Below are 19,391 nucleotides of genomic sequence, written 5' to 3'. Positions count from 1 at the left end.
AGGCGGGTGACCTCAAGGTGGAGAGCAGAGAGCACGGGGATGAAACCAGCGTTGCCCAGTTTCCCCTGGGAAGACGATCTTGCCATAGTCTGGATCGACGATGTCTGCGCCGTGCTTCTCTTTCGGCCGCAGGACGCTCAAATCGTTATGCGTCATGCCTTGATAGAAATCGTTGAGCGATGGGTTGCTCGCTGCACCAGCGCTGGGCCTCTTGAAGGGAATCCTAGCTTCGCTGTCCCGACCGCAAGGGCGAGCCTCCTCCTCGGCGCTGACGCTCTGTTGCGGCCCTCCGCTGCGCGCCGCTGCCGCGGTGCTCACTCCCGGGTGCGGTCGAGCCTAACGCTCCGCCTGCCGGTTCCCACGAGGCGCACAACGCGCTGGTGGAGAAGAACCGATGAAGCGCACCACCCAAGACCGCACGGCTCAATACCAACTCCCGATGGACGAGGAGGGCATTTTGCTCGCCGCCGCTACCATCTTGGAGCGTCGCCTTCAGCGGCAAGGCCGGATCCACAATCCCATCCACGCCGGGAGCTACCTGGTCGCCCGCTGCGCCCACCTGCCGCACGAAGTGTTCGGCGTCGTCTTCCTCGACACCAAGCACCACATCCTGGCCACCGAGCACCTCTTCAACGGCACCATCGACGGCTGCGAAGTCCACAGTCGAGTCGTCGCCAAGCGAGCCCTGGACCTCAACGCTGCCGCCGTCATCCTTTTCCACAACCATCCCAGCGGGAACCCCGAGCCCAGCGACGCCGACCGCCAAGTCACCGAGCGCCTGAAGCAAGCGCTGCGCCTCTTCGACATCCGGGTGCTGGACCACCTGATCATCGGCGGCCACCAGCACACCAGCCTGGCAAGCAGGGGGTGGGCCTAGCCCGCCCCTTCACCTGTCTTGTCTGCCGGGGCTAGACTGCCAAGGAAGATCTACATCCATGGAGCAGGAATGAAAGCGTTTCACGTGCGAGGGATTGTCTGGGAGACCGATGGCAAGCGTCCTGCGTTGCCGGATGAAGCCAGGGTCGAATGCGAGAGCGAAGAGGGCATCGCCGATGCGCTCAGCGATGCATACGGCTGGCTGGTGAGCGGCTTCCTTGTCGTAGAGGAGACCGACGGCGACCCCACCAGGAACGTGCGTCGGGATTGAAGGGTTGGCGAGTTGGTCGGCGCCCCTTTCTCGCTTCCGCTAAAGTGTCGGACCGTGTTTGAACTGGCGCTCGCCACCCGAGCGTGCGCGTAGAGGAAGTCGTTGTTGATGGTGTTGAGGGGGCTGGTTCTATTTTTGGTTTTCGCTTCGGTTCCTGGCGTGGCAGCAGAGTTGGTCGGCCGCGCGACCGTCACGGACGGCGACACCCTCACCGTGGCGAAACAGCGTATCCGCCTGTGGGGCATCGATGCCCCGGAAAGCACCCAGCAATGCACCACCAAAGACGGGCGCTCGTGGCCATGTGGCCGGCGGTCCGCCGCCGCGCTGGACGGCTACGTGCTGGACAAGACCGTTCGCTGCCACCCCAAGGACACGGACCGCTATGGCCGGGTGGTCGCGGAGTGCTTCGTCCAAGGGCAGTCCGTCAACCGCTGGATGGTGCGCTCAGGCTGGGCGGTCGCGTATCGCCAATATGCAAAAGCGTTCATCGCTGACGAAGCCGACGCGCGCCAGCACCAGCGGAACCTCTGGCAAGGGCCTTTCCAGATGCCCGCCGACTACCGGCGCGGCAAGCGGGACCAGTCGAGCCGCCAGGCCCAGGTGACCACGCCGCCCGTGTCCAGTGGATGCCGCATCAAGGGCAACATCTCTCGCCAAGGCAAGAAGATCTACCACGTTCCTGGGCAGCGGGATTACGAGCGGACCAGCATCGACCAAGCACGCGGCGAGCGTATGTTCTGCAGCCCCGGAGAGGCCGCTCGGGCAGGGTGGCGGCCGGCACAGCGCTGAGCTCTTGGAGGCAGCCGGGCGGCCGCAGCAGAGGCGGGGCCCTTGCCATTTGTCTGCCCAAGTCGCGGGCGATAGCGCTAGACTCCGGTCACAGTAATCGATGGACGTGAGCCTATGGACGGGGTGCAACGCATGGAAACCAAGATGGCAAATCAGCCTAACAAGGGCGAGTTCTTCCAGCTGCAGCCGGATGCTCGGCGTGGAGGCAAAGGCCACGGAGTGGTCTTTGAAAATGAGAGTGTTCTGCGAACGCCGCCGCGCCTCATCGTAAAGCCAACGGAGGGCGGGTTCCCGCCATTGCGCGAAACCCCGCGCCTGGTTTACCACCCTAGCGAGGGCGCGCTGCCTGAAGATCTAGAGGGCGGTTTCAGCGGCTACTGGTTGGTTTCCGACCGGCTGCGTCGCGTGATGGAGTCCGTGGACGCGGATGCCTTCGCTTTTGCTGAGGTGGACTATCGTTTGGACGATGGTTCCAAGGGGCCGGCTGTTTTCCTCTGCGATGTCGTCCGCACCTTGGATGCCTTGGACGAAGAGGCTTCCCAGCTCAACATTGAAATCAGTGACGAATTTGAGGCCGGGAAATACTACGACCTCACCGGCGACATCCGTCTGGCCTTCAGGCGGGATGTGTTGGGTTCGGCGCATGTTTTTAGGTTGGCTTTCCATGGTGGTGTCTTCTGCGATAGAGCGTTCAAGGAAGCCGTAGAAGCGGCGGGCATTGTCACGCCCAGCAAGTCCAATGGGCTTTGGTTTTACGACGTCGTGAACTGCTGATTGCGAACACGGGCAGCAAGGAAGGAGCCATGATCCATGGCGAACTATCGGACGCTTTTCCAAGACCATCACAACATCGAACAGCAGACGCTGAAGAACAGCGAGCTGTTGGCGAAGTTGCAAGAGGTCGGGAAGTTTCATATCCATGCCCCTGAGAACCGTTTGTTCCTGCCAGCCAGTCCTCAACTGGCTGACGCGCTTGGGGTGACCCCACACAGTGGCGGTCCCTTGGCGGAATACCAGAAAGGCATGCTTGAACGGTTGAACCGCATCCAATCGACGCGGGATGGTCAAGCTGCTTTGATGGGTGACCCTGATGCGATGGATCGGGTTGCCAAACGTGTGGAGCAGCTGCGCGATACGGTCAAGGTCGGGCTGATCAATGGCGACTTGAACACCAACACGCCAGTAGGCGAACTTCCGGCGCAGACGAGCCAGAGAGTTCGTCAGTTCTTCAAAGACATCCCCGCCTACTACCAAACCCACTCTCAGCAGATCGAGGCCCTGAAGGGCTTCACGGGGGTGGACCACGGCTGGGGTGCCGTCGCGCATTCCGAGTCGCGCATCGTCACCACGCTCAACCAAATCCAGGTCAGCAACGCCGCGATCGTTCGAGGCGGGGATATCCAGCTTCAGCGCAGCGGGTTGTCGCTCGCCATCGCCAACGCTCATCACGACGGGCGCGTGGTGTTGTCCGAGCAGGGCATCCTCAAGGTCGAGCAGGTGCTGGGTCCTGAAGCCGCCCAGAACATTCGCGTGCCGCGCGGACAGCGTGGCGAAGTCGCCATGGAGCTGTTGATGGGCGAGGCGTCCGCGCGTGGGCTCACCCGTGCCGGCGGACTCTTGGCGACCGGGGCGGATGCGGTGATGACCGCTCGCACGGCGGCGACGCTGATGGAGCAGGGCAACCTCACCGCCGCGCAGTCGGAGGTCAATCACGCCGTTGCGCGCAACGTGGGCGGCTGGGCCGGCGGCGCGTCCACCGCGGCCGCGCTGGGCAGCAGCGGCGGCTTTGTGCCTGCGGCCTTGGTGGTGGGCGACGCGGTCTTGATGAGCAAGGCCTTCGACAAGGCCGTCGACCTCAAAGAGAACCGCGACATCTTCCACCAGACCGATCGGGCCGGCGTGGACTGGAAGTTCAACGGACGAGATTGGGAGCGCCAAGGCGCGTTCGAGCGCGCCGCTGATGGGCGCGAAGCCCCTGTCCAAATATCCGTCGGTGCCAGCTACGTAAAGTCTCAGGAATTGGGTGCCATGGCGAATGCCAAGGCTGCCGAGTTCGCGCTGGGCAAAGCCCCGCCGCCGCAGGATCCCTTCAACCTGCCGGCCCAGCCAGGCGATCGGATTGGGTTGGACAACCAAAATTGGCACCGCAATCCAGAAACGGAGAAGTGGGAGCGCCAGGTCAAGACCGGGGTGGACGGCGCCAACGACCGGGGCGTCTATGAGCCCCAGATCGCTAACGCAGAGCAGACCCAGCGCCTGAACCAAGAAGCCTTGGCGCGGATCGAGGGCAACATCGCCACCGGTCGTGAGGCCATCGCCCAGGCTTACCTGGAGAGCCATGCCGCCCAGCGTGGGCAGGACTATGGGGTGGCGGTTCCTGCCGCCGTGGAAAGTGCTCGTGCTCAGCAGGACCGGGTGCAAGGCCACGATGGCCAGACCTACCAGCGCAACGAGGCCGGGCAGTGGCTCGGCAAGGGCGGGGTGGCCACCGGCAACCTGGCGGTGGAGCTGGAGCTCACCAACCAGATGCGCCAGCCGTCCCTGGAGCGTGCCCAGGAAGCCCTAGCGGCCATCGAAGCGCGCCCCGCGCCTACGCCGGCGCAGATGGAGCACAACGAGCTTCTGCATCGGTATCGAGCCGCGGGCGTCGACCTCAACGCCCAGGAGAACAACCTGCAGGCGGTGGAGTTGACCACCCAGCGGACCAAGGAGGCTGAAGGCCTCACCGGTCCGACGATGCAGCAGCTGAAGCCGAACGAGCAGGGGCAATATGGCTACGACAGCCAGATTGTTCACTACCAGGTTGGCCAAGACGGGCTGGCCCACCAGGTCGCGGTGACCACCTCCGAGGAGCTGCGCCAAGCCAAGGCCGAGTTGGGCCAGCCGGATGTGGCGCACGTGCCAACGCTGGGCGCGGTATCGGTGACCGCGCCGGGCCGCAGCAAGGGGGAGGCCCAACCGACGCAGGAAAAGGGGACGCATGGTCCGCTGCTGGCCGACAACCCTGCGCATCCAGACCATTCCACCTACCAGACGATCCATTCCTGGGTGCAAGGCACCGGGAACTGGAACGACGAGGAGAGCCGCAACGTCACCGCGGCGCTCTACAAGCAGCAGGCCGAGGATCCGTTGGTGAAGCGAGTGGACCGGGTGACTGGCGCGCTGGGGAAGGACGGAGCCGAGAACGTGCTGGCGGTCTACGCGCCCTTTGGCGACAAGGCACCGTTCTTTCATGCTCGGGTGGATGGACGCGAGGCGGCGCAGCAGCCGGCGGAACAGAGCCTGCAGCAGGCAGAGGTCATCAAGCAGGATCAGGTGCGCCAGCAGGCGTTGGAGCAGACCCAGCAACAGACGCAGCAGCACGAGCACGGACCGCGGATGACGATGTAGCAGTTCAGGTCCCGTCTCTCCCTGAAGTTGGCGGAGTCGGCTTCAAGTCCTTGCAAGGAAAGGTATTTTTTCAGTCCGTGAGACGTCAGGGTGCGATAAAATGAGCCCAATGCTCCTAAAGTGAACACGAATGCTCCATAGAGCCGAGCTGCAACGCCGGGAAGTCGCCGGCCTCACCCCCAGGCCCCACAAAAGCGCCATGGGACAGTTCATGACCAATGCCGACGTGGCCGCCTTCATGGTTAGCCTGTTGGAGCCCAAGGCGGGGCCGCACGTGTTGCTCGATCCAGGAGCGGGTCTTGGTGCGCTTAGCTGTGCGGTGCTGGATTCGTGGAAAAGCGGGAAGCTGGGCAAAGGCTCGATGGCGGTTGAAGCCCATGAGCTGGATAGCCGCTTGCGCGAGCACCTCGAAGCGACTCTGGTGGGCTACGAAGCGGATGGGGTGAAGGTGACGGTGCGGGAAGGCGACTACTTGGCTGCCGCTGCCGATGACCTTGAGAAGCGCAGGGCGCCCTTCACGCTTTGCGTGATGAATCCCCCCTACAAGAAGATCGCGACCAACTCGGATGCACGCACCCAGGCGCGTCGGATCGGTTTGGAGACCGTAAACCTCTACTCGGCGTTCGTAGGCGCTGCCCTCGAACAAATGGCTAAGGGCGGTCAGCTGGTTGCGATCATTCCGCGCAGCTTTGCCAACGGGCCTTACTACAAGCCGTTCCGGCGCTTCATCCTTGAGCGCGCTTCTCTCAAGCACATCCACCTGTTCGACAGCCGAACGAAGGCGTTCCGTGACGATGAAGTGTTACAAGAGAACGTCATCCTTCTTTTGGAGCGGGGTGGAAAGCAGGGCGAAGTGACCATCACCTCGTCAACGGACGATTCGTTTACTGACCTGCGCAAGCAAGTGTTTCCCTTCTCGGCCATCGTGAAGCCCCAGGACAGGGAGAGCTTCATCCACGTCCCGACCGAGGAGGCCGACCTCATCGAGGCCTCGCCGTTGGTGGGTGCATCGCTGGCAGAAGTCGGGGTGTCTGTTTCGACAGGACCCATAGTGGATTTCAGGACGCGGGAGCATCTGCGCGCCATGCCGGAACCCGGCACGGTGCCGTTGATCTACGCGTTCCACATCGATAGGACCAAGACCACCTGGCCCATTGAGGGCGCTAAAAAAGCGAACGCACTAGTTCGAGACGCCATCACTGAACGCTCGATCTGGCCGACCGGCTACTACGTTGTCGTTCGCCGCTTCTCTTCTAAGGAAGAAAAGCGGCGTGTGGTGGCCTACTTGGTTCAGCCGCAACACCTTGATGGGCAAGAGCGCCTTGCATTCGAGAACCACTCGAATGTCTTTCACTTCAATAAGCGGGGGCTTGAGGAGGACGTGGCTTGGGGCCTGTTTGTCTACCTCAATAGCACTGCATTGGATGACCATCTGCGGAGGTTTTCTGGGCACACACAGGTCAATGCCACAGATCTGCGGAACATGCCTTACCCCACGCGTGAGGTGCTGGAAAAGATGGGGCGCTGGGCCAAGAAGGCTGCCGATCTCAGTCAGACATCTATCGACAAGGAAATGGAGCAAGTGTTGGCATGACGCAGAAGAGGATTGACGCCGCCGAGGCAATCTTGGCGGCAGTGGGGATGCCCCGTGCGCAGTTGAACGAGCGCTCGGCACTCTCGCTGCTGGCGCTGGCTGATTTAACACCGAAGAAGAAATGGGCGGAGGCTTCCGCGCCTTTGATTGGCATCACGCCAATCATGGATTGGGTGCGCGAGCAGTATGGCAAGTTGTATGCGCCCAACACCCGAGAGACCTTCCGCCGGCAGACGATGCACCAGTTTGTGGACGGAGGCATCGCGCTCTACAACCCGGACAATCCGGAGCGACCGGTCAACAGCCCCAAAGCGGTCTACCAGCTCACCCCAGAAATGTTGGAGCTCATCAGGACCTACAACACCACAGAGTGGGAAGCATCGCTTGAGTTGTTCCGTAAAAGCAGGCAGTCACTTGCCGATCAATACGCGCGAGCCAGAGAGTTGAAGCAGGTTCCATTGGTGATCCCCGGTGGTGGGGAAGTGATCCTGAGCCCTGGTGAGCATAGTCAGCTCATCAAGCAGATCATCGAAGTATTCGGTCCGCATTTCGCTCCCGGCTCTGAACTCATCTATGCGGGAGACACCGGTCAGAAGGTTGGTGTCTTCGATAAAAAGGCGCTGGCGGATCTGGGCGTGACGGTGGACAGTCACGGCAAGATGCCGGACGTGGTGCTGTATGACCGCAAGCGAGATTGGCTGCTCCTGTGCGAGGCGGTGACCTCCCACGGTCCTGTGGACGGCAAGCGCCACCAAGAGCTAGAAAAGCTGTTCAAAGACAGCAAGCCTGGCTTGGTCTACGTTTCGGCGTTCCCGGACCGCGCCACGATGCGCAAATATTTGGCCGACATTGCTTGGGAAACGGAAGCTTGGGCCGCTGATGCCCCCACGCACCTGATGCACTTCAATGGCGAGAGGTTCTTGGGGCCTTATAAGTGAGGTCCTCTGATTCTTCAAGAGATCAGAGGTTGTGCTGTTTGTAAGTTGGAATGATGAGTCAAAAAGGAATCAGGGGATTATGGAAGGTAACGTAGCTTCAACAATGGCGGCTGCTATTGCAGATGCAGCTAAGGAAATGGGTCATGTCAATATCCTGATCGCTGGTCGGTCTGGGGTAGGAAAGAGCACGCTGATCAACGCCACCTTTCATGAAGATTTGGCCGAGACTGGACAAGGGCGTCCTGTTACGAAGGAGACCAAAGAAATCACCAAGGAGGGTCTGCCGGTATCGGTCTTCGATACGCGCGGTCTTGAGATGGCTGACTACAAGAGCACCATCAGCGCCCTCACTGACTTCATCCAGGCGCGAAAGAATGAGGTTGATCCTAACAAGCACATCCATGTCGCCTGGATATGCGTGATCGAAGACGGCCGTCGCGTGGAAAGAGCTGAAGTTGAGCTTCATGCTGCCCTTGCGAAAGTTGTTCCTGTCATTGGCGTGATCACCAAGCATCGGTCAGATCAGGGCTTTAAGAAGGAAGTAGAGTGCTTGCTGCCAGAGTGTCGAAACATTGTTCAAGTTCGAGCTATCAAAGAAGAGCTTGATGACGACGTTGTGTTGCCGCCCAAGGGTCTTTCAACGTTGGTGGAGGTGACAATCGGTGCACTACCCGAAGGCGCGAAGCGTGCTTTTGCTTCTGCTCAAAAGGCAGACCTGAACACAAAAAAGTCTGAAGCTCGCAAGATCATCATGGCGGCAGCTACCGCGTCGGGCGCCGCTGGGGTGAGCCCGATTCCGTTTTCGGACGCGGTGATTATTGCGCCGGTTCAGATGGGCATGATTGCCAAGATCACATCAATCTTTGGTGTCAATCTGACCAACTCAATGCTCACATCGCTTATCAGTTCCGCGGTAGGTGTGGCCGGTGCAAGCTTTCTTGGTCGCACGCTGGTGAGCAATCTTATCAAGTTCATTCCGGGTGTAGGGACGGCGGCTGGAGCGGCGATCTCTGGAACGACGGCCGTCGCTCTGACGTCGGCGCTGGGCGAGGCTTACCTTGCCGCTTTGGTCGCTATCTTTACGGACGACCCGGACGCATCCCCGACCGGCGAAGAGATTGGCACCCGTTTCAAGAACGCAATGAGAGACGTGCTTAAAAAGTGATCCACATGCCCGGCCCATCACTTGATGGGCCGGGCTTCTTAAACATGTATGTAGAAAATCGAGGGCGGGCAGTGTTTCCAGAGCCACCACCGTTTTTTCGTGTGGCCGTTGCAAGCACAAGTTCACACGCAGCATTAGATTGGGGCTGTTCTGCCACCAGTGCAATCGCTAAAGCTCCTGACTCAACCTATTCTGAAGTAGCTGGCTGCCCAGCACTGATTCGATAGCTCAGCGCATCCGGACGAGTTGATCCCGCAGAGTCGTGTAGGCCAGCGAAAGCATTCCCTTGTTCATCGCCCAGACCGGCTGCGCTGCTCTCCACCGCGCAACCGCTTGGCCGACGATGTAAACGTCATCGACCCACGGCCAAACTTCGCGTTGGCCCGATCCATGACCTCCATGACCTCCATGAGCGCCTTCGAACGCGGGTCCACCTGAGCGAAAAAATCGCCTTGGTGGACATTGCCCGCCGTCAGGTCCAGCAGGCCGATGCCGGCATTCTTGTAACGATAGCCCTGGCGCCACATCGCCACGGTCAGTCGTGAGCGACACAGAGCACCTCCCGAGTATCGACGGTCGGAGCCACGAAGTTGAAGGCTTTGCTGGGGTGATATTGCGGAGCACCCGGCTTGAAAGGTTGGCGTGGAGAAGCACCCAGACCCCGCCGGCCTGCAAGGAACGTCCCTGAAGCTTCTCGCAGGCGCGCTGCGCGAATATGGCCACCGCTTGCTTCAGGTCCTTCAGCGCCACCACCTCTCTCAACCCCGAGCACGCGATGCCCCGGAGCTCACGCTGGGTGCGCGCCAGGGTCACGCCATACCGCCCGCACGGTTTCCGGGTCTGCGCGGGCCAAGTCTGCGGCTGCCAGGATCCCTTCGAAGTCCAGCTTGGCCCGGGTGCGGTGGCCCACACCTCACACGTCCTCGACCTCGAACCGTTCCAGCAATGGGGAACCGGGCAGGGTGGGCATTGCCCCCTTGTGGGGTCTTCTTGGCGGCCTTGTTGCCCAACTTGGCCAACGTTTTTGTTGGGCCAATGCCGACGCAGCAGGGAATGCCCGTCCATTTGAGGATCCGCGCCCGGGCCTCGGCAGCGACGCGCTCATGCTCGGCTTCCGGGATGCCATCGGGAGACACGAACGACTCGTCAATGGTGTAAACGTCGACCTAGAGGAACAGGTCCCGGAGGATCGACACCACGCGCCCGGACAGCTCCTTGTAGAGCCCGAAGTTAGCCGACAACACCTTCAGTTGCCGGCGCAACTCTGGCGGGACTTCGTGGATGGGCTGGCCCATCCCCACGCCCATGTCCTTGGCCTCCTGGGAGCGCGCGAAGGCGCAGCCGTCGTCGTTGGACAACACGACGACCGGGCGCCCGCGCAGAGAGGGGTTGAAGACGCGATCGCAACTGGCGTAAAAAGTTGTTTCCGTCAACAAGACCTAGCACTGGAGTTCACGTGGGTAAGGAAACCAAGAAATCATCGGCGCAGTTGGAAGTGGGAACTCCGCAGTGGCAGGCTGCGAGAGCTCGCGAGGCGGCTGAAGAGGCTAGGTGGAAAGCTTTGGAGGAAGCGGAACGCAAGCGAATCGAAGAGGCGAAAGCACGGGCAGCGGCGGAAGCTCAGCGAGAAACACTTGAGCGCAACACCGCGCAGGTAAAGGATTCCGCACCTGTAAAAAAGGGCAGAAAGCTGATGTGAACTTCACTCATTGCCTCAGCTGCTTGCGGAAGCTCCAAGTGAGCACGCCCAGACATCCAACCCCATGTCATCGGGAACGACGATGGGGCGTTGCCCGGGTTGCCGGAATGGAGTTCCAGACGCCCACCGCGGCGGCGCAGCTGCTTGACCATGAAGCCGCTTTCCCAGTTCACCATGGCGATGTTCAGGTGCTTGGGTTTCAGCGACTTGTCGATGACGAGCGTGTCGCCTGACTCGATTCCGAGATCTCGCATCTAATCACCTTCCGCCGTCGCAAAGAAGGTCGCCACGGGGTTGCCGATCAAGCGCTGGTTGATGTCCAGCACTTCTCCCATGTAGTCCTCTGCAGGACTGGGGAAATCGCACGTGACGCCGAAGATCAGTAGAGGAAGCGGCAAGGGCTCGGCGTGCAGGTCAGCGGCACCGAGAAGCGTAGGGGAGGCGTGGGCGGGGTCGAACATGGCGCGAGTCTCCGGGCAGTCAGGATCACCCGGTGAGACAGCCACCGGGGGATCAGGCTACGACCGTGCCCGGTGCCCTCGCTATTAGTATTTCCCTGAACGGGATGCGCGCGTCGGCACTGCTAGCGATGGTGATGAGTGGAACACGCTCGGTGCTATCTCTTTTTGAGTTTCACGCGCAAACAGCCTAGGAGCATCAAATGAGCTTGACGGATCGAATCATCGAAATGCAGAGCCGACCACCTGAGCCAGACCCGGCCGCATTTTCGGATCTGGACACCCGGGAGGTGGAGGACAGCTGGCTGGCTACTGCCACTCCAAGTGAGCAGATAAAAGCCATGCGGCTTTGGTTCCTTCAGCGCTATTGCGACCCCCAGATTGAAACGCCCTACAACTCCGATGCTGGTGCCTACATCTTTCTGCGAGGCGGTCCCTACGATCCAAACGATGTCCTTCAAGAGCGCTTTGAGGATGTGGTGACATCCGAGGTGATTGCAGAGCTTGTGAGTGAGCTTCACCAGGAGGTAGGTGACGAGTGGGCCCCAACAGAGCTCACTGCTGAGGACGATTGGGACGATGTTTTCGTTGATAGGCCTGATGGGCCGATCTATCGGTTGGATGAACGGTTAGCCGAACTTCGAACAATGATCGAGCTAGACGGGCCCCCGATGACTCGAATCCTTTTGCGTCAGCTGGTGTATGCGGCAGTCATTACAACTCTCGAAACGTTTCTCTGGGAGCAGGCGGCGTTTTGGTTGGAAGGGGATACCTCAGCGCTAGACCGGCTCATACAACGAGATCCGCAGACGCAACAGCGGCTCGCTCAACTGGGGGGTGACAACGAGGGCAACCGAGCCACGATTGTCGTAGAACTAGCTCAGGGGCTTAAGACGAAGGTCTGGCACCGCTGGGAGAAGAACGGACGTTTTTTGGGGCATTTGCTTGACATCACCATGCCATCGCATGCGGCACTTGAAGCCCCCACCAAGATTCGCCATGACATAGCGCACCGCGGTGGAAAAGACACCGAGCACAACCCTCATAACATCAGCCAATCAAACGTTGATGAACTGATAGCAGTGGTCACTTCATACGCCCAGCAAGTCCAGGCGGCCATAAACAGCCGCGAAACCTGATGCAGTGAAGAACACTGGGGGATCCACATCGCCACCTGCCACTGCTAAGGTCCAAGGGCCAACAGGAAGGCGGTCTACAGGGGAACTACCCATGAGCTTGAAAAAGATCTGCCTGGTCGCTGTGTTGCTGGCTCTCCTCCCCGGTTCTCGCCAAGCAAGGCGAGGTTTTCTCGTTCGCCACCCGGGTTAACAAGCCCGAGTCGCTGGCTAACAGCACCGTGTTCCAGTGCCAGGCAGGCTCCGTGACGATTCCGCAGCTCTATGAGAAGGGCTGGCGGGTCATCAGGACTCTGCCGCAGTTGGTTATGGGCACCGAACCGAAGAGCGGGTTGCCGCAGTCCAGCTTTGCCTGGACTGTCGTAGTGGATCACGACTGATGGATTTGGCCGCGCTGTTGGATGCCGCGCTGACGGAAAAGGTGCAGCCGAACACCTCCGAGGGCAGGGCGTCGTTTGCCCAGTGGGAGCGGGAAGCCAAAGAACGCCGAGAGCGTCGGTTTAGACAAATGGGGTCGGCAGCGGCGGCGGAGCATACAACCGCCGATGCGCTGTTAAAACGCTTGCCGGCGAATGTGCTACAGCTCTGGACGAGTGCAAAGGAGCAAGTGGCTGCTGACCAGGGAGAGAAGGCCTGTTCTGATAAGGCCTTTCAGGCACGTCAGAGCCTTCACCATTTTCACGACCACGTAGAGGCCAGCGTCTACCAGGGCGCGCTGGCGTTGGTCGAGGAGTAACAGGCAAGCGGACGGTAAATATTTTTCATGCCCCTGCAGTCTCACCCCCTGACACGGGCCCGGGGTAAAGTGAGCGATCTCCTGCCACCGCCCCCAGCCCATGCGCGACAACCGACTGGACGCGCCCGTTCAAGGATGAGAGGCCTGTATGCGAAGCCCATTTCCCGCCAAGCGCAAGCCAAAGATTCCGCCGCAGCGCAAGGCCATCGTTGCTGGCCAACTATTCCTGGATTTGGTGGAAGAAAAGCTTGACCCCCAAGCCATGGGGCGCCGGCTCCGAGAGGAAATCGGCCTGCAATGGACCTGGCTCTCCTGCACGCAATACTTGTCGGGCAAAGAAGCGCTGGCGGTGTTCCAGGCCCTTCCAGCGGATTGGGAGCAGGGCGGTCGAACCCGACTGCAGATGCTGTCTGCTTCCCTGCTGGCCGCGCACACGGTGGCTAACCTTAGAGACGATGGGCAGCCGTTGTGTGCCAGCGACCTAGCGAAACAGTTGAAGGGCGTGGATTTCGCGGCAGAGCTGGCTAGTCTTTGAGCAATGGATCACTTCGAAGGCGTGGTGCTGGACTACCTGCGCGCCGACAGGGCGTTGTTCGTCAATAGCCAGTGCTGCATCCAGCTCAACGAAGGCGCCAATCCTGACACCAGTGGTCCGCACTGGTATTGCGACGCCGTGGCGGTCAGCTTCAAGGAGCAGACGGCTTATCTCTGCGAAATCACCTACGCCGCACGCGCGCCCTCGCTGCTGGCCCGTCTGCGGGCGTGGGACGAGCATTGGCCCGGGATCAGGGCAGCACTGGCCCGGGACAGCGGCGTGCCGCTGGATTGGAGGGCCCGGCCCTGGCTCTTCGTTCCGGAGGCCAACACCAAAGGCATCCAATACGCCATCGGCGGTTTGAAGAACCTCCCCAGCCCCCGCATCACGTTCTTGGAGGAGGTGTTGCCCTGGCGCTACCGCTCCTGGGATCGCGGTGCATACCTGGACGAGTCCTCATGACCGATCTGAACATCACCGCCACCAGCTACGCCCTGCTCCAGGGCGAAACCACTTGCTGGAAGTGCTCGGCGTCCATCTCCGTGACCTCCATTTGGGTGCCTGGGTTCATCGACAACCAGGACGAGGAATACCCAGAGGAGGGCGGACCATCGCTGCTGACATACGTCAGCGAACTGGACGTGGCAACGATGGTCCGGGTTCAAGCGGCTGCCCCCTGGCTCAAAACCAACTACTCGCAAACAGCCGATCAAAACTACCTAGCCAACCACTGCCAGGTTTGCGACGCGCTGCAGGGCGATCATTTCGTCTTCGGTCCAGACGGCCCGTTCTTCCCACAAGGCCAAGCCGGCGTGGACCAGCTGAAAATCATCCGGGGACATGGGCCCTTGATGGCAAGCGCCTCGGCGGCGCAATCGGGCTGGATGGAGCTCATCAAGCTTCCAGCGCTCGACTGACACTAACGTCAGGAGCGAGGACGGGATTTCGGCCAATCGTCTAAACCGGTGCGAATCGGGAAGGGCATACTCCACCTAGCCCATGTTTCTCGGGATCCTTCGGCCGGCTCATCCCCGGCCTATTTTTAACCCGGATCAGTTGCGGTTGTAGCCGTAGGCGCGGCTCATCAAGATGTTCTTCCAGTGGCTTTCCCGCTCATCGATTTCTTGATCGCCGGTCTGGATGTCTGCGATTTCTAGAAGCGAGAACTTCAGATCATTCTGACGGTCGCTCGCTTTTAGTCCAAGCTCTTGGACTAGAGCCCGGTTTCCACCGTGCCCAGTATTGGCGTAGTGACCCCAGCGTCCCCAAATGCCTTCTTCACCGTCGGCTTTGCCGACGTAGAGCTTGCCGGTTTTGGTGTCAGTGATGAGGTAGATGCCTTTGACCGAAGACAGGGCCGTCCGCCATGCGCTGTTGTTTGTGCGCATCAGAAGATCTAGGGTGCTCTTGTCGATGTCCACCTTCTTGAAACCTGGGAAGTCTCCAATGCCCAACTTTTCAGGCAGCAGTTCGTAGACGTCCATGTCACCAACAAGGCTGCTTGCCCCTGGGTAGGACTGCTGGCCGGTGTATTTCCCAGTGAGGAACAAGCGGCCTTCCAGTGCTTCCGTGCTTGGGATGCGTTCGAGGTTGTAAACGTAGTGGAGCTTGTCTTCTTCGTTTCTCCACTCCTCGTGGCCGTGCGAACGGAACAGGCCGGCGAACATCCACCGATATGTCTTAGGCACCTGGATCAGCGATACAACCAGGTCGAGTTTGAAGTTCCTGCGGGTTTGCGTGCGTTGCCACTCATCGAAGTCACCAGCCAGCCATTCGTTGATGGGGTGGCTGATGTGGTTGTGTCGTGCCAAATGAACCTTCGCCTTGGACGTCTCGAACGAAGGTTCGTGAAGCTTGATGAGGTCAAAAAGAAGCACGCGCAATCCCTGGCGGTAGTGACGGCCACCATTTTCCCACCGCGAGCCGCCTCTGAACCAGTGCCCGGAATGCGTCGGGAGGGAGGGGCGGCCCAGACCTTTTGTGGCGTCCTTGGTTACAGCGGGCATGCGCGGCCACCACGTTATCGGCCACGTCCTTGCCACCGTCTTGGCGAGCCTGGAGATGCTCGGCCGTGCATTGGTAGGCGCGGGACGAGCGGGGGCGCAAGCCTAGTTCGTCAGGCGAGGAGAGCCACATGGGGAGGCCGCAATAGAAACAGCGGCCGGCCTGGGCGTGGAAGGCGTAGACACGAAGGGTTTTGAGGCGTCTGTTGCTCATGGGAGGCTCCGGAATCGAAGGATTCCCGTGCCTCCTAGGGAGAACCTCGGGCACCCGGAGCCGTTCGGCATGCGGGCACAACACCGACGCTCAGCGATCGGCAAACATGTTTTAGCTCAACTTCCAGTCGGCTGCAACTCGAAGGCAGCGAGCAAGAGCAGAGCCAGGTCAGTGCTTGGCCTGGCTTTCTTCGGCGCTAGCCATTGCCAGCCGCGAGGTGCCGCGCGAACGGGCTTGGTTGCGGATGTCGTGGTCGTCGCGGCTTTCCACATGCCTCAACAACGTGCCGACCAACTCAGCATCTTCCAGAGTTTCGGCGCCGGCCAGAAACACTAGCTCTGCGACACGCGCTCGTCGCTTGGCTTCTTCGCGGCGCTGCGTCTCCTTAGCTTTTACAGCCTGTCGCTGACTAGCTAAAAGCTCACGCGCTTGTAGCTGGGCCAATCGTTCTGTCGCTCTTTGTATTCTCTGGTGGTAGTGGGTTGGCTCGGCCATGCTTTTCTCCTCTGTGCCATTACGAGTCAACCAAAGAAATGGCGCGCGTCAAGTTTGCACAGGCCTGAAAATTTGGACTCCATCGAAATCGAAAAGATCTGAAAAACAAGGCTTAGAAGAAAGAAGCAAGAGCGCACCTAGGTGTCACTGCGTGACACGTGCGCAAAGGGCTTCGCCCCTTGAACCCCAAGCGCCGGCGGCGCTTGCGCAAATCAAAAGCCAAGGCATAAACGAAGCAACCCCACTGCTTCGGAGCAATACCTCATGGCCATTTACCACGCCAACATCAAAACGTTCAGCCGCGCCAAGGGCCACTCATCCGTGGCCGCAGCCGCCTACCGCGCTGGCCTGCTTCTCGAGGACGAGAAGACCGGGCAGCGCCACGACTACCGCCGCCGGGACGGCGTGGTCGAAACCCGCTGCGTCGCCCCCGAGGACGCGCCCGACTGGGCCCTGGTCCCGGCCGAGCTCTGGCCGGCGGTGGAGGCGGCCGAGCGGCGCAAGGACGCCACGATAGCGCGCGAGTTCGAGTTCGCGTTGCCCCACGAACTCGACGAGGCGCAGCGATCGGCGCTGGCCATGGAGGTCACCCGTGCGCTGGTCAGTCGCTACGGGTTCGCGGCCCAAGCCAGCATCCACAGCCCAGGCAGCAAAGACGGCTTGAACTGGCACGTCCACGTCTTGGCAACGACGCGGCGCATGGGGCCGGACGGTTTCACGGACAAAACCAAGGAACTGGACGGTGGGCCTTCTGGCCGGGCGGAGGTGCATTGGGTCCGCGAACTGATCGCCACGACCGTCAATGCCTACCTCAAGGCGGCTGACCTAGGAATCCAGGTGGATCACCGCAGCCTTGAGGCGCAGGCCGGCGAGGCCATGGCCCGCGGCGACCTGGTCGCCGCTGCCGTGCTCTTGCGGGAGCCGACCAAGCATGTGGGAAAGAACGCGACCGCCATGGCCCGACGGGGCCAAGCGTCCGAGCGCGTGGAAGCGAACCGCCGAATCGAAGAGGCGAATGAGGAGACCTTCCAAAAGCTCATCGCCGTCTTCGAAAACGAGGGGCGAGCGGTGGAAGTGCCCGATGGCCACAGCCACGAACAGGCTCAACGGGAGGCCCGCCGTCCTCCGGCCATGCTGCCCCTGTCGCTGGGCCGCGGGGCAGGGCACATCGAGGTCTCTCGCAACATGGGGCCCATCGCCCAGCGGCTGGGGTTGCTGGAGGAGACCGCTCCCGGGGCGGCACGCCCGGAGCCGGTGTCCGTTCCGGCGCTCGTTGCCGAGTTGAGCCAGGAGTGGGAAGCACTGCGCCACGAGGCAGTGGCGCGTGCGCTCCACGCCACCCGCCAGCTCTTGGCCTGGGCGGCCGAGCGCGCCGCGGCGTTCGCCGAGCATGCCCGGTTCCGCTCGGACCTGCTGGAGCTGGCCCGGCGGTTACGCGGATTCAAAGCCAGCCTGACCCGGTTTGCACGGCGCCTGCAGGCCGAGCAACGCGCCTCCAGGCTCCGCCATCTGGCGGAGCGGTCCTGGGAGGACTTCACCGTCAACAATCCGCAGCCTGGCACGTCATGGACGGAGCAGGATTGGAAGCAACGGCGGGCGTGGCGCTTGAGCACGCTGGAAAAGCGGACGGCCGAGCTGGCGGAAGCGCGGGCCCGGGTCACTCCGGAGCAACAGGCCTTTTGCGAAAAGGAGGCGGCAGAGAGTGGCCGCCATCTGGAAGCCTGGAGCGAGGGTATGCTGGGGCGCTATCCCCTCGAGCTCGACCGACCGTTGGTCTTTGGAGTCCAGGAGGCTCAACCGGCTGCGCTCGAAGACCTGCCGACCCTGGACCTTGAACCTTGTGGCCCCCGACCACCGCGCCCCCGCCTCCATTGAAACAACGGTGCCCCGCAAGCGGGGCACTTTGTTGTTGGGGCGGCGGTGGCGGATCAGTGGAGCGTCGGCTTCTTCCTGTTCGCCACTGGATCCGGGGCGCCTTTTCGCCGGCGGTTCTTCCGCCACTCTTCGACGGACGGGATATCGCGCACCACGATTGCCTCCCGGGTGCGGATCTCTTGCTGGCGCGGCGCTTGAGGTGGGGAGGAGGACGCTGGTGGTGGCAGCGTCGGGGCCGGCGTGGGTGGGACGTAGTCGTGCGCCGGAGGCGCAGAGGAGCCACCGCGGTATTGACGCAGCATTTCCGTGGCTACCTCCAGGGCGTGCCGGATGTCGTCGACACGATCCGGCAAGCGGCAGTGCCGCTCTTGGCAGAGAAGGCCACTTACGAGACGGCTGGCGATTTGAAGCGTGAGTTCGGACTGCATGGATGCTCCTTGGAGCCTGTGGAAGGAGCTTTCATCCAAGCACCAAGTTGCAAACCCGCAAGTGCAAATTTCAGAGATATTTCACAAATATAAATAGGCGCTGCAAAGTTGGCTTTCTCATGTCTGAAGACACCTAGAAGGAGTCAATGGACAGCCAACGATCAGCAATCGTCAGGCGTCCTGCTGCTGAGAGTGCGCTCCTAATCCCGTGCCGTGGGCGGCCTTGCACCGGTCGCCGCACAACGAACGGAATGGTCCGCAGAGGGGATCCACATTGCATGCTGCCTCGGCTACGATCCCGGACGCAGGACCATCCCTTGGGCACTATTTGCGGGTGTCCAGGTGGGAAAAGACGATCGGCATCAATGGGTTAGATGACGCTGAATTGTGTCCCTCTCACTCCGCCAGTGTCAAGGAAACGCCCGCAAATCAACGATTTGTGGGCGTTTTTCTTTTCGGCCACCTTGGACACCCGCTTGGACACTTCCATGCGAGTCGCGCACTACCTCACGCGCGGCGAGACCGGCCGCAAGACGTTCGGTCGCGCATCGGGCGCGCTTCGGCGCAAGACGGGAGAGCGCAGTACACGCGCGGGGTGTGATCGCGCCGCGCTTGTCGACGCGCCGCTGCAGCGCTCGTTGGCCTCAGGGGCGGCAATACGGGCTCAGTCGCTGGAGTCGCTCCTGAGGGGCCGGGACAGGGCGTCCTCATCCCGCTCCATATCCAAGGCATGAAGTTGCCGGGCAGCGTCTGCTGCGCTGTGGGCGATAGAAATCGGCGATGGCGCGA

19 protein-coding genes and 2 pseudogenes are annotated in these 19,391 nt (G+C 61.2%); 14 read left to right on the top strand and 7 right to left on the bottom strand.

Annotation, left to right across the window (positions count from 1 at the left end; translation table 11 throughout):
• Nucleotides 1–394: 394 nt before the first annotated feature.
• From ACHWVH_RS11395 to ACHWVH_RS11360, 8 genes are all read left to right on the top strand, one after another.
• Nucleotides 395–877 (top strand): RadC family protein, encoded by a 483-nt coding sequence (locus ACHWVH_RS11395; RefSeq protein ID WP_295973470.1) that lies wholly within the window; start codon nt 395–397, stop codon nt 875–877.
• 69 nt (nt 878–946) lie between these two features.
• A complete protein-coding gene (locus ACHWVH_RS11390; protein WP_394687198.1) occupies nt 947–1,147 on the top strand; it encodes a hypothetical protein in 201 nt (66 codons plus the stop codon).
• A gap of 108 nt (nt 1,148–1,255) precedes the next feature.
• Nucleotides 1,256–1,936 (top strand): thermonuclease family protein, encoded by a 681-nt coding sequence (locus ACHWVH_RS11385; protein ID WP_394687241.1) that lies wholly within the window; start codon nt 1,256–1,258, stop codon nt 1,934–1,936.
• Nucleotides 1,937–2,050: 114 nt separating this feature from the next.
• Complete coding sequence (locus tag ACHWVH_RS11380; protein WP_010340579.1) at nt 2,051–2,710, top strand: DUF1629 domain-containing protein; 660 nt, start codon at nt 2,051–2,053, stop codon at nt 2,708–2,710.
• A 36-nt stretch (nt 2,711–2,746) separates the two neighbouring features.
• Complete coding sequence (locus ACHWVH_RS11375; RefSeq protein WP_394687197.1) at nt 2,747–5,326, top strand: XVIPCD domain-containing protein; 2,580 nt, start codon at nt 2,747–2,749, stop codon at nt 5,324–5,326.
• A 130-nt stretch (nt 5,327–5,456) separates the two neighbouring features.
• Entirely contained in the window at nt 5,457–6,920 is a 1,464-nt protein-coding gene (locus tag ACHWVH_RS11370) for an Eco57I restriction-modification methylase domain-containing protein (RefSeq protein WP_394687196.1), read from the top strand.
• The gene (locus ACHWVH_RS11365; RefSeq protein WP_394687195.1) at nt 6,917–7,858 is read left to right on the top strand and encodes a BsuBI/PstI family type II restriction endonuclease; all 942 of its coding nucleotides are present in this window, start codon (nt 6,917–6,919) and stop codon (nt 7,856–7,858) included. The genes ACHWVH_RS11370 and ACHWVH_RS11365 overlap by 4 nt, the downstream gene beginning before the upstream one ends.
• Before the next feature lie 79 nt (nt 7,859–7,937).
• Nucleotides 7,938–9,023, top strand: coding sequence for a YcjF family protein (locus ACHWVH_RS11360; protein ID WP_394687194.1), 1,086 nt, complete (start codon nt 7,938–7,940; stop codon nt 9,021–9,023).
• Between the two features lie 290 nt (nt 9,024–9,313).
• On the opposite strand, the gene ACHWVH_RS11355 is transcribed toward ACHWVH_RS11360, so the two are convergent.
• The 4 genes and pseudogenes from ACHWVH_RS11355 to ACHWVH_RS11340 all read right to left on the bottom strand — a co-directional run bounded on the left by ACHWVH_RS11355 (nt 9,314) and on the right by ACHWVH_RS11340 (nt 11,183).
• A complete protein-coding gene (locus ACHWVH_RS11355) occupies nt 9,314–9,556 on the bottom strand; it encodes a hypothetical protein (RefSeq protein ID WP_394687193.1) in 243 nt (80 codons plus the stop codon).
• A gap of 276 nt (nt 9,557–9,832) precedes the next feature.
• Nucleotides 9,833–10,384 (bottom strand): annotated as a pseudogene (locus tag ACHWVH_RS11350) (hypothetical protein).
• A gap of 259 nt (nt 10,385–10,643) precedes the next feature.
• Nucleotides 10,644–10,976 (bottom strand): LexA family protein, encoded by a 333-nt coding sequence (locus tag ACHWVH_RS11345; RefSeq protein WP_394687192.1) that lies wholly within the window; start codon nt 10,974–10,976, stop codon nt 10,644–10,646.
• On the bottom strand, nt 10,977–11,183 hold the full coding sequence (locus ACHWVH_RS11340; RefSeq protein WP_394687191.1) for a hypothetical protein: 207 nt from the start codon (nt 11,181–11,183) through the stop codon (nt 10,977–10,979).
• 200 nt (nt 11,184–11,383) lie between these two features.
• Here ACHWVH_RS11340 and ACHWVH_RS11335 point away from each other — a divergent pair, with 200 nt between their 5' ends.
• From ACHWVH_RS11335 to ACHWVH_RS11315, 5 genes are all read left to right on the top strand, one after another.
• Nucleotides 11,384–12,319, top strand: coding sequence for a hypothetical protein (locus ACHWVH_RS11335; protein ID WP_394687190.1), 936 nt, complete (start codon nt 11,384–11,386; stop codon nt 12,317–12,319).
• Between the two features lie 376 nt (nt 12,320–12,695).
• The gene (locus ACHWVH_RS11330; protein WP_394687189.1) at nt 12,696–13,052 is read left to right on the top strand and encodes a hypothetical protein; all 357 of its coding nucleotides are present in this window, start codon (nt 12,696–12,698) and stop codon (nt 13,050–13,052) included.
• Nucleotides 13,053–13,200: 148 nt separating this feature from the next.
• On the top strand, nt 13,201–13,587 hold the full coding sequence (locus ACHWVH_RS11325; protein ID WP_394687188.1) for a hypothetical protein: 387 nt from the start codon (nt 13,201–13,203) through the stop codon (nt 13,585–13,587).
• 3 nt (nt 13,588–13,590) lie between these two features.
• Nucleotides 13,591–14,049: a hypothetical protein gene (locus tag ACHWVH_RS11320; protein ID WP_394687187.1), complete on the top strand. Its 459-nt coding sequence runs from the start codon at nt 13,591–13,593 to the stop codon at nt 14,047–14,049.
• On the top strand, nt 14,046–14,504 hold the full coding sequence (locus tag ACHWVH_RS11315) for a hypothetical protein (protein WP_394687186.1): 459 nt from the start codon (nt 14,046–14,048) through the stop codon (nt 14,502–14,504). The genes ACHWVH_RS11320 and ACHWVH_RS11315 overlap by 4 nt, the downstream gene beginning before the upstream one ends.
• 135 nt (nt 14,505–14,639) lie before the next feature.
• On the opposite strand, the gene ACHWVH_RS11310 is transcribed toward ACHWVH_RS11315, so the two are convergent.
• The 3 genes and pseudogenes from ACHWVH_RS11310 to ACHWVH_RS11300 form a co-directional block, all read right to left on the bottom strand.
• Nucleotides 14,640–15,593: a GIY-YIG nuclease family protein gene (locus tag ACHWVH_RS11310; RefSeq protein ID WP_394687245.1), complete on the bottom strand. Its 954-nt coding sequence runs from the start codon at nt 15,591–15,593 to the stop codon at nt 14,640–14,642.
• Between the two features lie 19 nt (nt 15,594–15,612).
• Nucleotides 15,613–15,723: pseudogene (locus ACHWVH_RS11305) on the bottom strand (hypothetical protein); the annotation flags it as partial.
• Between the two features lie 249 nt (nt 15,724–15,972).
• Nucleotides 15,973–16,299 (bottom strand): hypothetical protein, encoded by a 327-nt coding sequence (locus ACHWVH_RS11300; protein WP_394687185.1) that lies wholly within the window; start codon nt 16,297–16,299, stop codon nt 15,973–15,975.
• A 264-nt stretch (nt 16,300–16,563) separates the two neighbouring features.
• On the opposite strand from ACHWVH_RS11300, the gene ACHWVH_RS11295 reads away from it, so the two are divergent.
• Nucleotides 16,564–18,174, top strand: a complete 1,611-nt coding sequence (locus ACHWVH_RS11295) for a MobA/MobL family protein (RefSeq protein WP_394687184.1) — start codon at nt 16,564–16,566, stop codon at nt 18,172–18,174.
• Nucleotides 18,175–19,391: the final 1,217 nt, after the last annotated feature.

This window comes from uncultured Xanthomonas sp. (assembly GCF_964278005.1).
Lineage (GTDB): Bacteria > Pseudomonadota > Gammaproteobacteria > Xanthomonadales > Xanthomonadaceae > Xanthomonas_A > Xanthomonas_A sontii.
The sequence above is the reverse complement of the archived record's forward strand: the minus strand, read 5'-3'. Positions and strand labels throughout refer to the sequence as shown.

What these genes read in the sequence shown, in the direction of transcription:
- ACHWVH_RS11300 (WP_394687185.1), bottom strand. Translation starts at nt 16,299, where the DNA reads ATGGCCGAGCCAACCCACTACCACCAGAGAATACAAAGAGCGACAGAA.
- ACHWVH_RS11295 (WP_394687184.1), top strand. Translation starts at nt 16,564, where the DNA reads ATGGCCATTTACCACGCCAACATCAAAACGTTCAGCCGCGCCAAGGGC.
- ACHWVH_RS11315 (WP_394687186.1), top strand. Translation starts at nt 14,046, where the DNA reads ATGACCGATCTGAACATCACCGCCACCAGCTACGCCCTGCTCCAGGGC.
- ACHWVH_RS11360 (WP_394687194.1), top strand. Translation starts at nt 7,938, where the DNA reads ATGGAAGGTAACGTAGCTTCAACAATGGCGGCTGCTATTGCAGATGCA.
- ACHWVH_RS11325 (WP_394687188.1), top strand. Translation starts at nt 13,201, where the DNA reads ATGCGAAGCCCATTTCCCGCCAAGCGCAAGCCAAAGATTCCGCCGCAG.
- ACHWVH_RS11345 (WP_394687192.1), bottom strand. Translation starts at nt 10,976, where the DNA reads ATGCGAGATCTCGGAATCGAGTCAGGCGACACGCTCGTCATCGACAAG.
- ACHWVH_RS11365 (WP_394687195.1), top strand. Translation starts at nt 6,917, where the DNA reads ATGACGCAGAAGAGGATTGACGCCGCCGAGGCAATCTTGGCGGCAGTG.
- ACHWVH_RS11335 (WP_394687190.1), top strand. Translation starts at nt 11,384, where the DNA reads ATGAGCTTGACGGATCGAATCATCGAAATGCAGAGCCGACCACCTGAG.
- ACHWVH_RS11375 (WP_394687197.1), top strand. Translation starts at nt 2,747, where the DNA reads ATGGCGAACTATCGGACGCTTTTCCAAGACCATCACAACATCGAACAG.
- ACHWVH_RS11370 (WP_394687196.1), top strand. Translation starts at nt 5,457, where the DNA reads ATGCTCCATAGAGCCGAGCTGCAACGCCGGGAAGTCGCCGGCCTCACC.
- ACHWVH_RS11395 (WP_295973470.1), top strand. Translation starts at nt 395, where the DNA reads ATGAAGCGCACCACCCAAGACCGCACGGCTCAATACCAACTCCCGATG.
- ACHWVH_RS11385 (WP_394687241.1), top strand. Translation starts at nt 1,256, where the DNA reads ATGGTGTTGAGGGGGCTGGTTCTATTTTTGGTTTTCGCTTCGGTTCCT.
- ACHWVH_RS11320 (WP_394687187.1), top strand. Translation starts at nt 13,591, where the DNA reads ATGGATCACTTCGAAGGCGTGGTGCTGGACTACCTGCGCGCCGACAGG.
- ACHWVH_RS11310 (WP_394687245.1), bottom strand. Translation starts at nt 15,593, where the DNA reads ATGCCCGCTGTAACCAAGGACGCCACAAAAGGTCTGGGCCGCCCCTCC.
- ACHWVH_RS11340 (WP_394687191.1), bottom strand. Translation starts at nt 11,183, where the DNA reads ATGTTCGACCCCGCCCACGCCTCCCCTACGCTTCTCGGTGCCGCTGAC.
- ACHWVH_RS11330 (WP_394687189.1), top strand. Translation starts at nt 12,696, where the DNA reads ATGGATTTGGCCGCGCTGTTGGATGCCGCGCTGACGGAAAAGGTGCAG.
- ACHWVH_RS11390 (WP_394687198.1), top strand. Translation starts at nt 947, where the DNA reads ATGAAAGCGTTTCACGTGCGAGGGATTGTCTGGGAGACCGATGGCAAG.
- ACHWVH_RS11380 (WP_010340579.1), top strand. Translation starts at nt 2,051, where the DNA reads ATGGACGGGGTGCAACGCATGGAAACCAAGATGGCAAATCAGCCTAAC.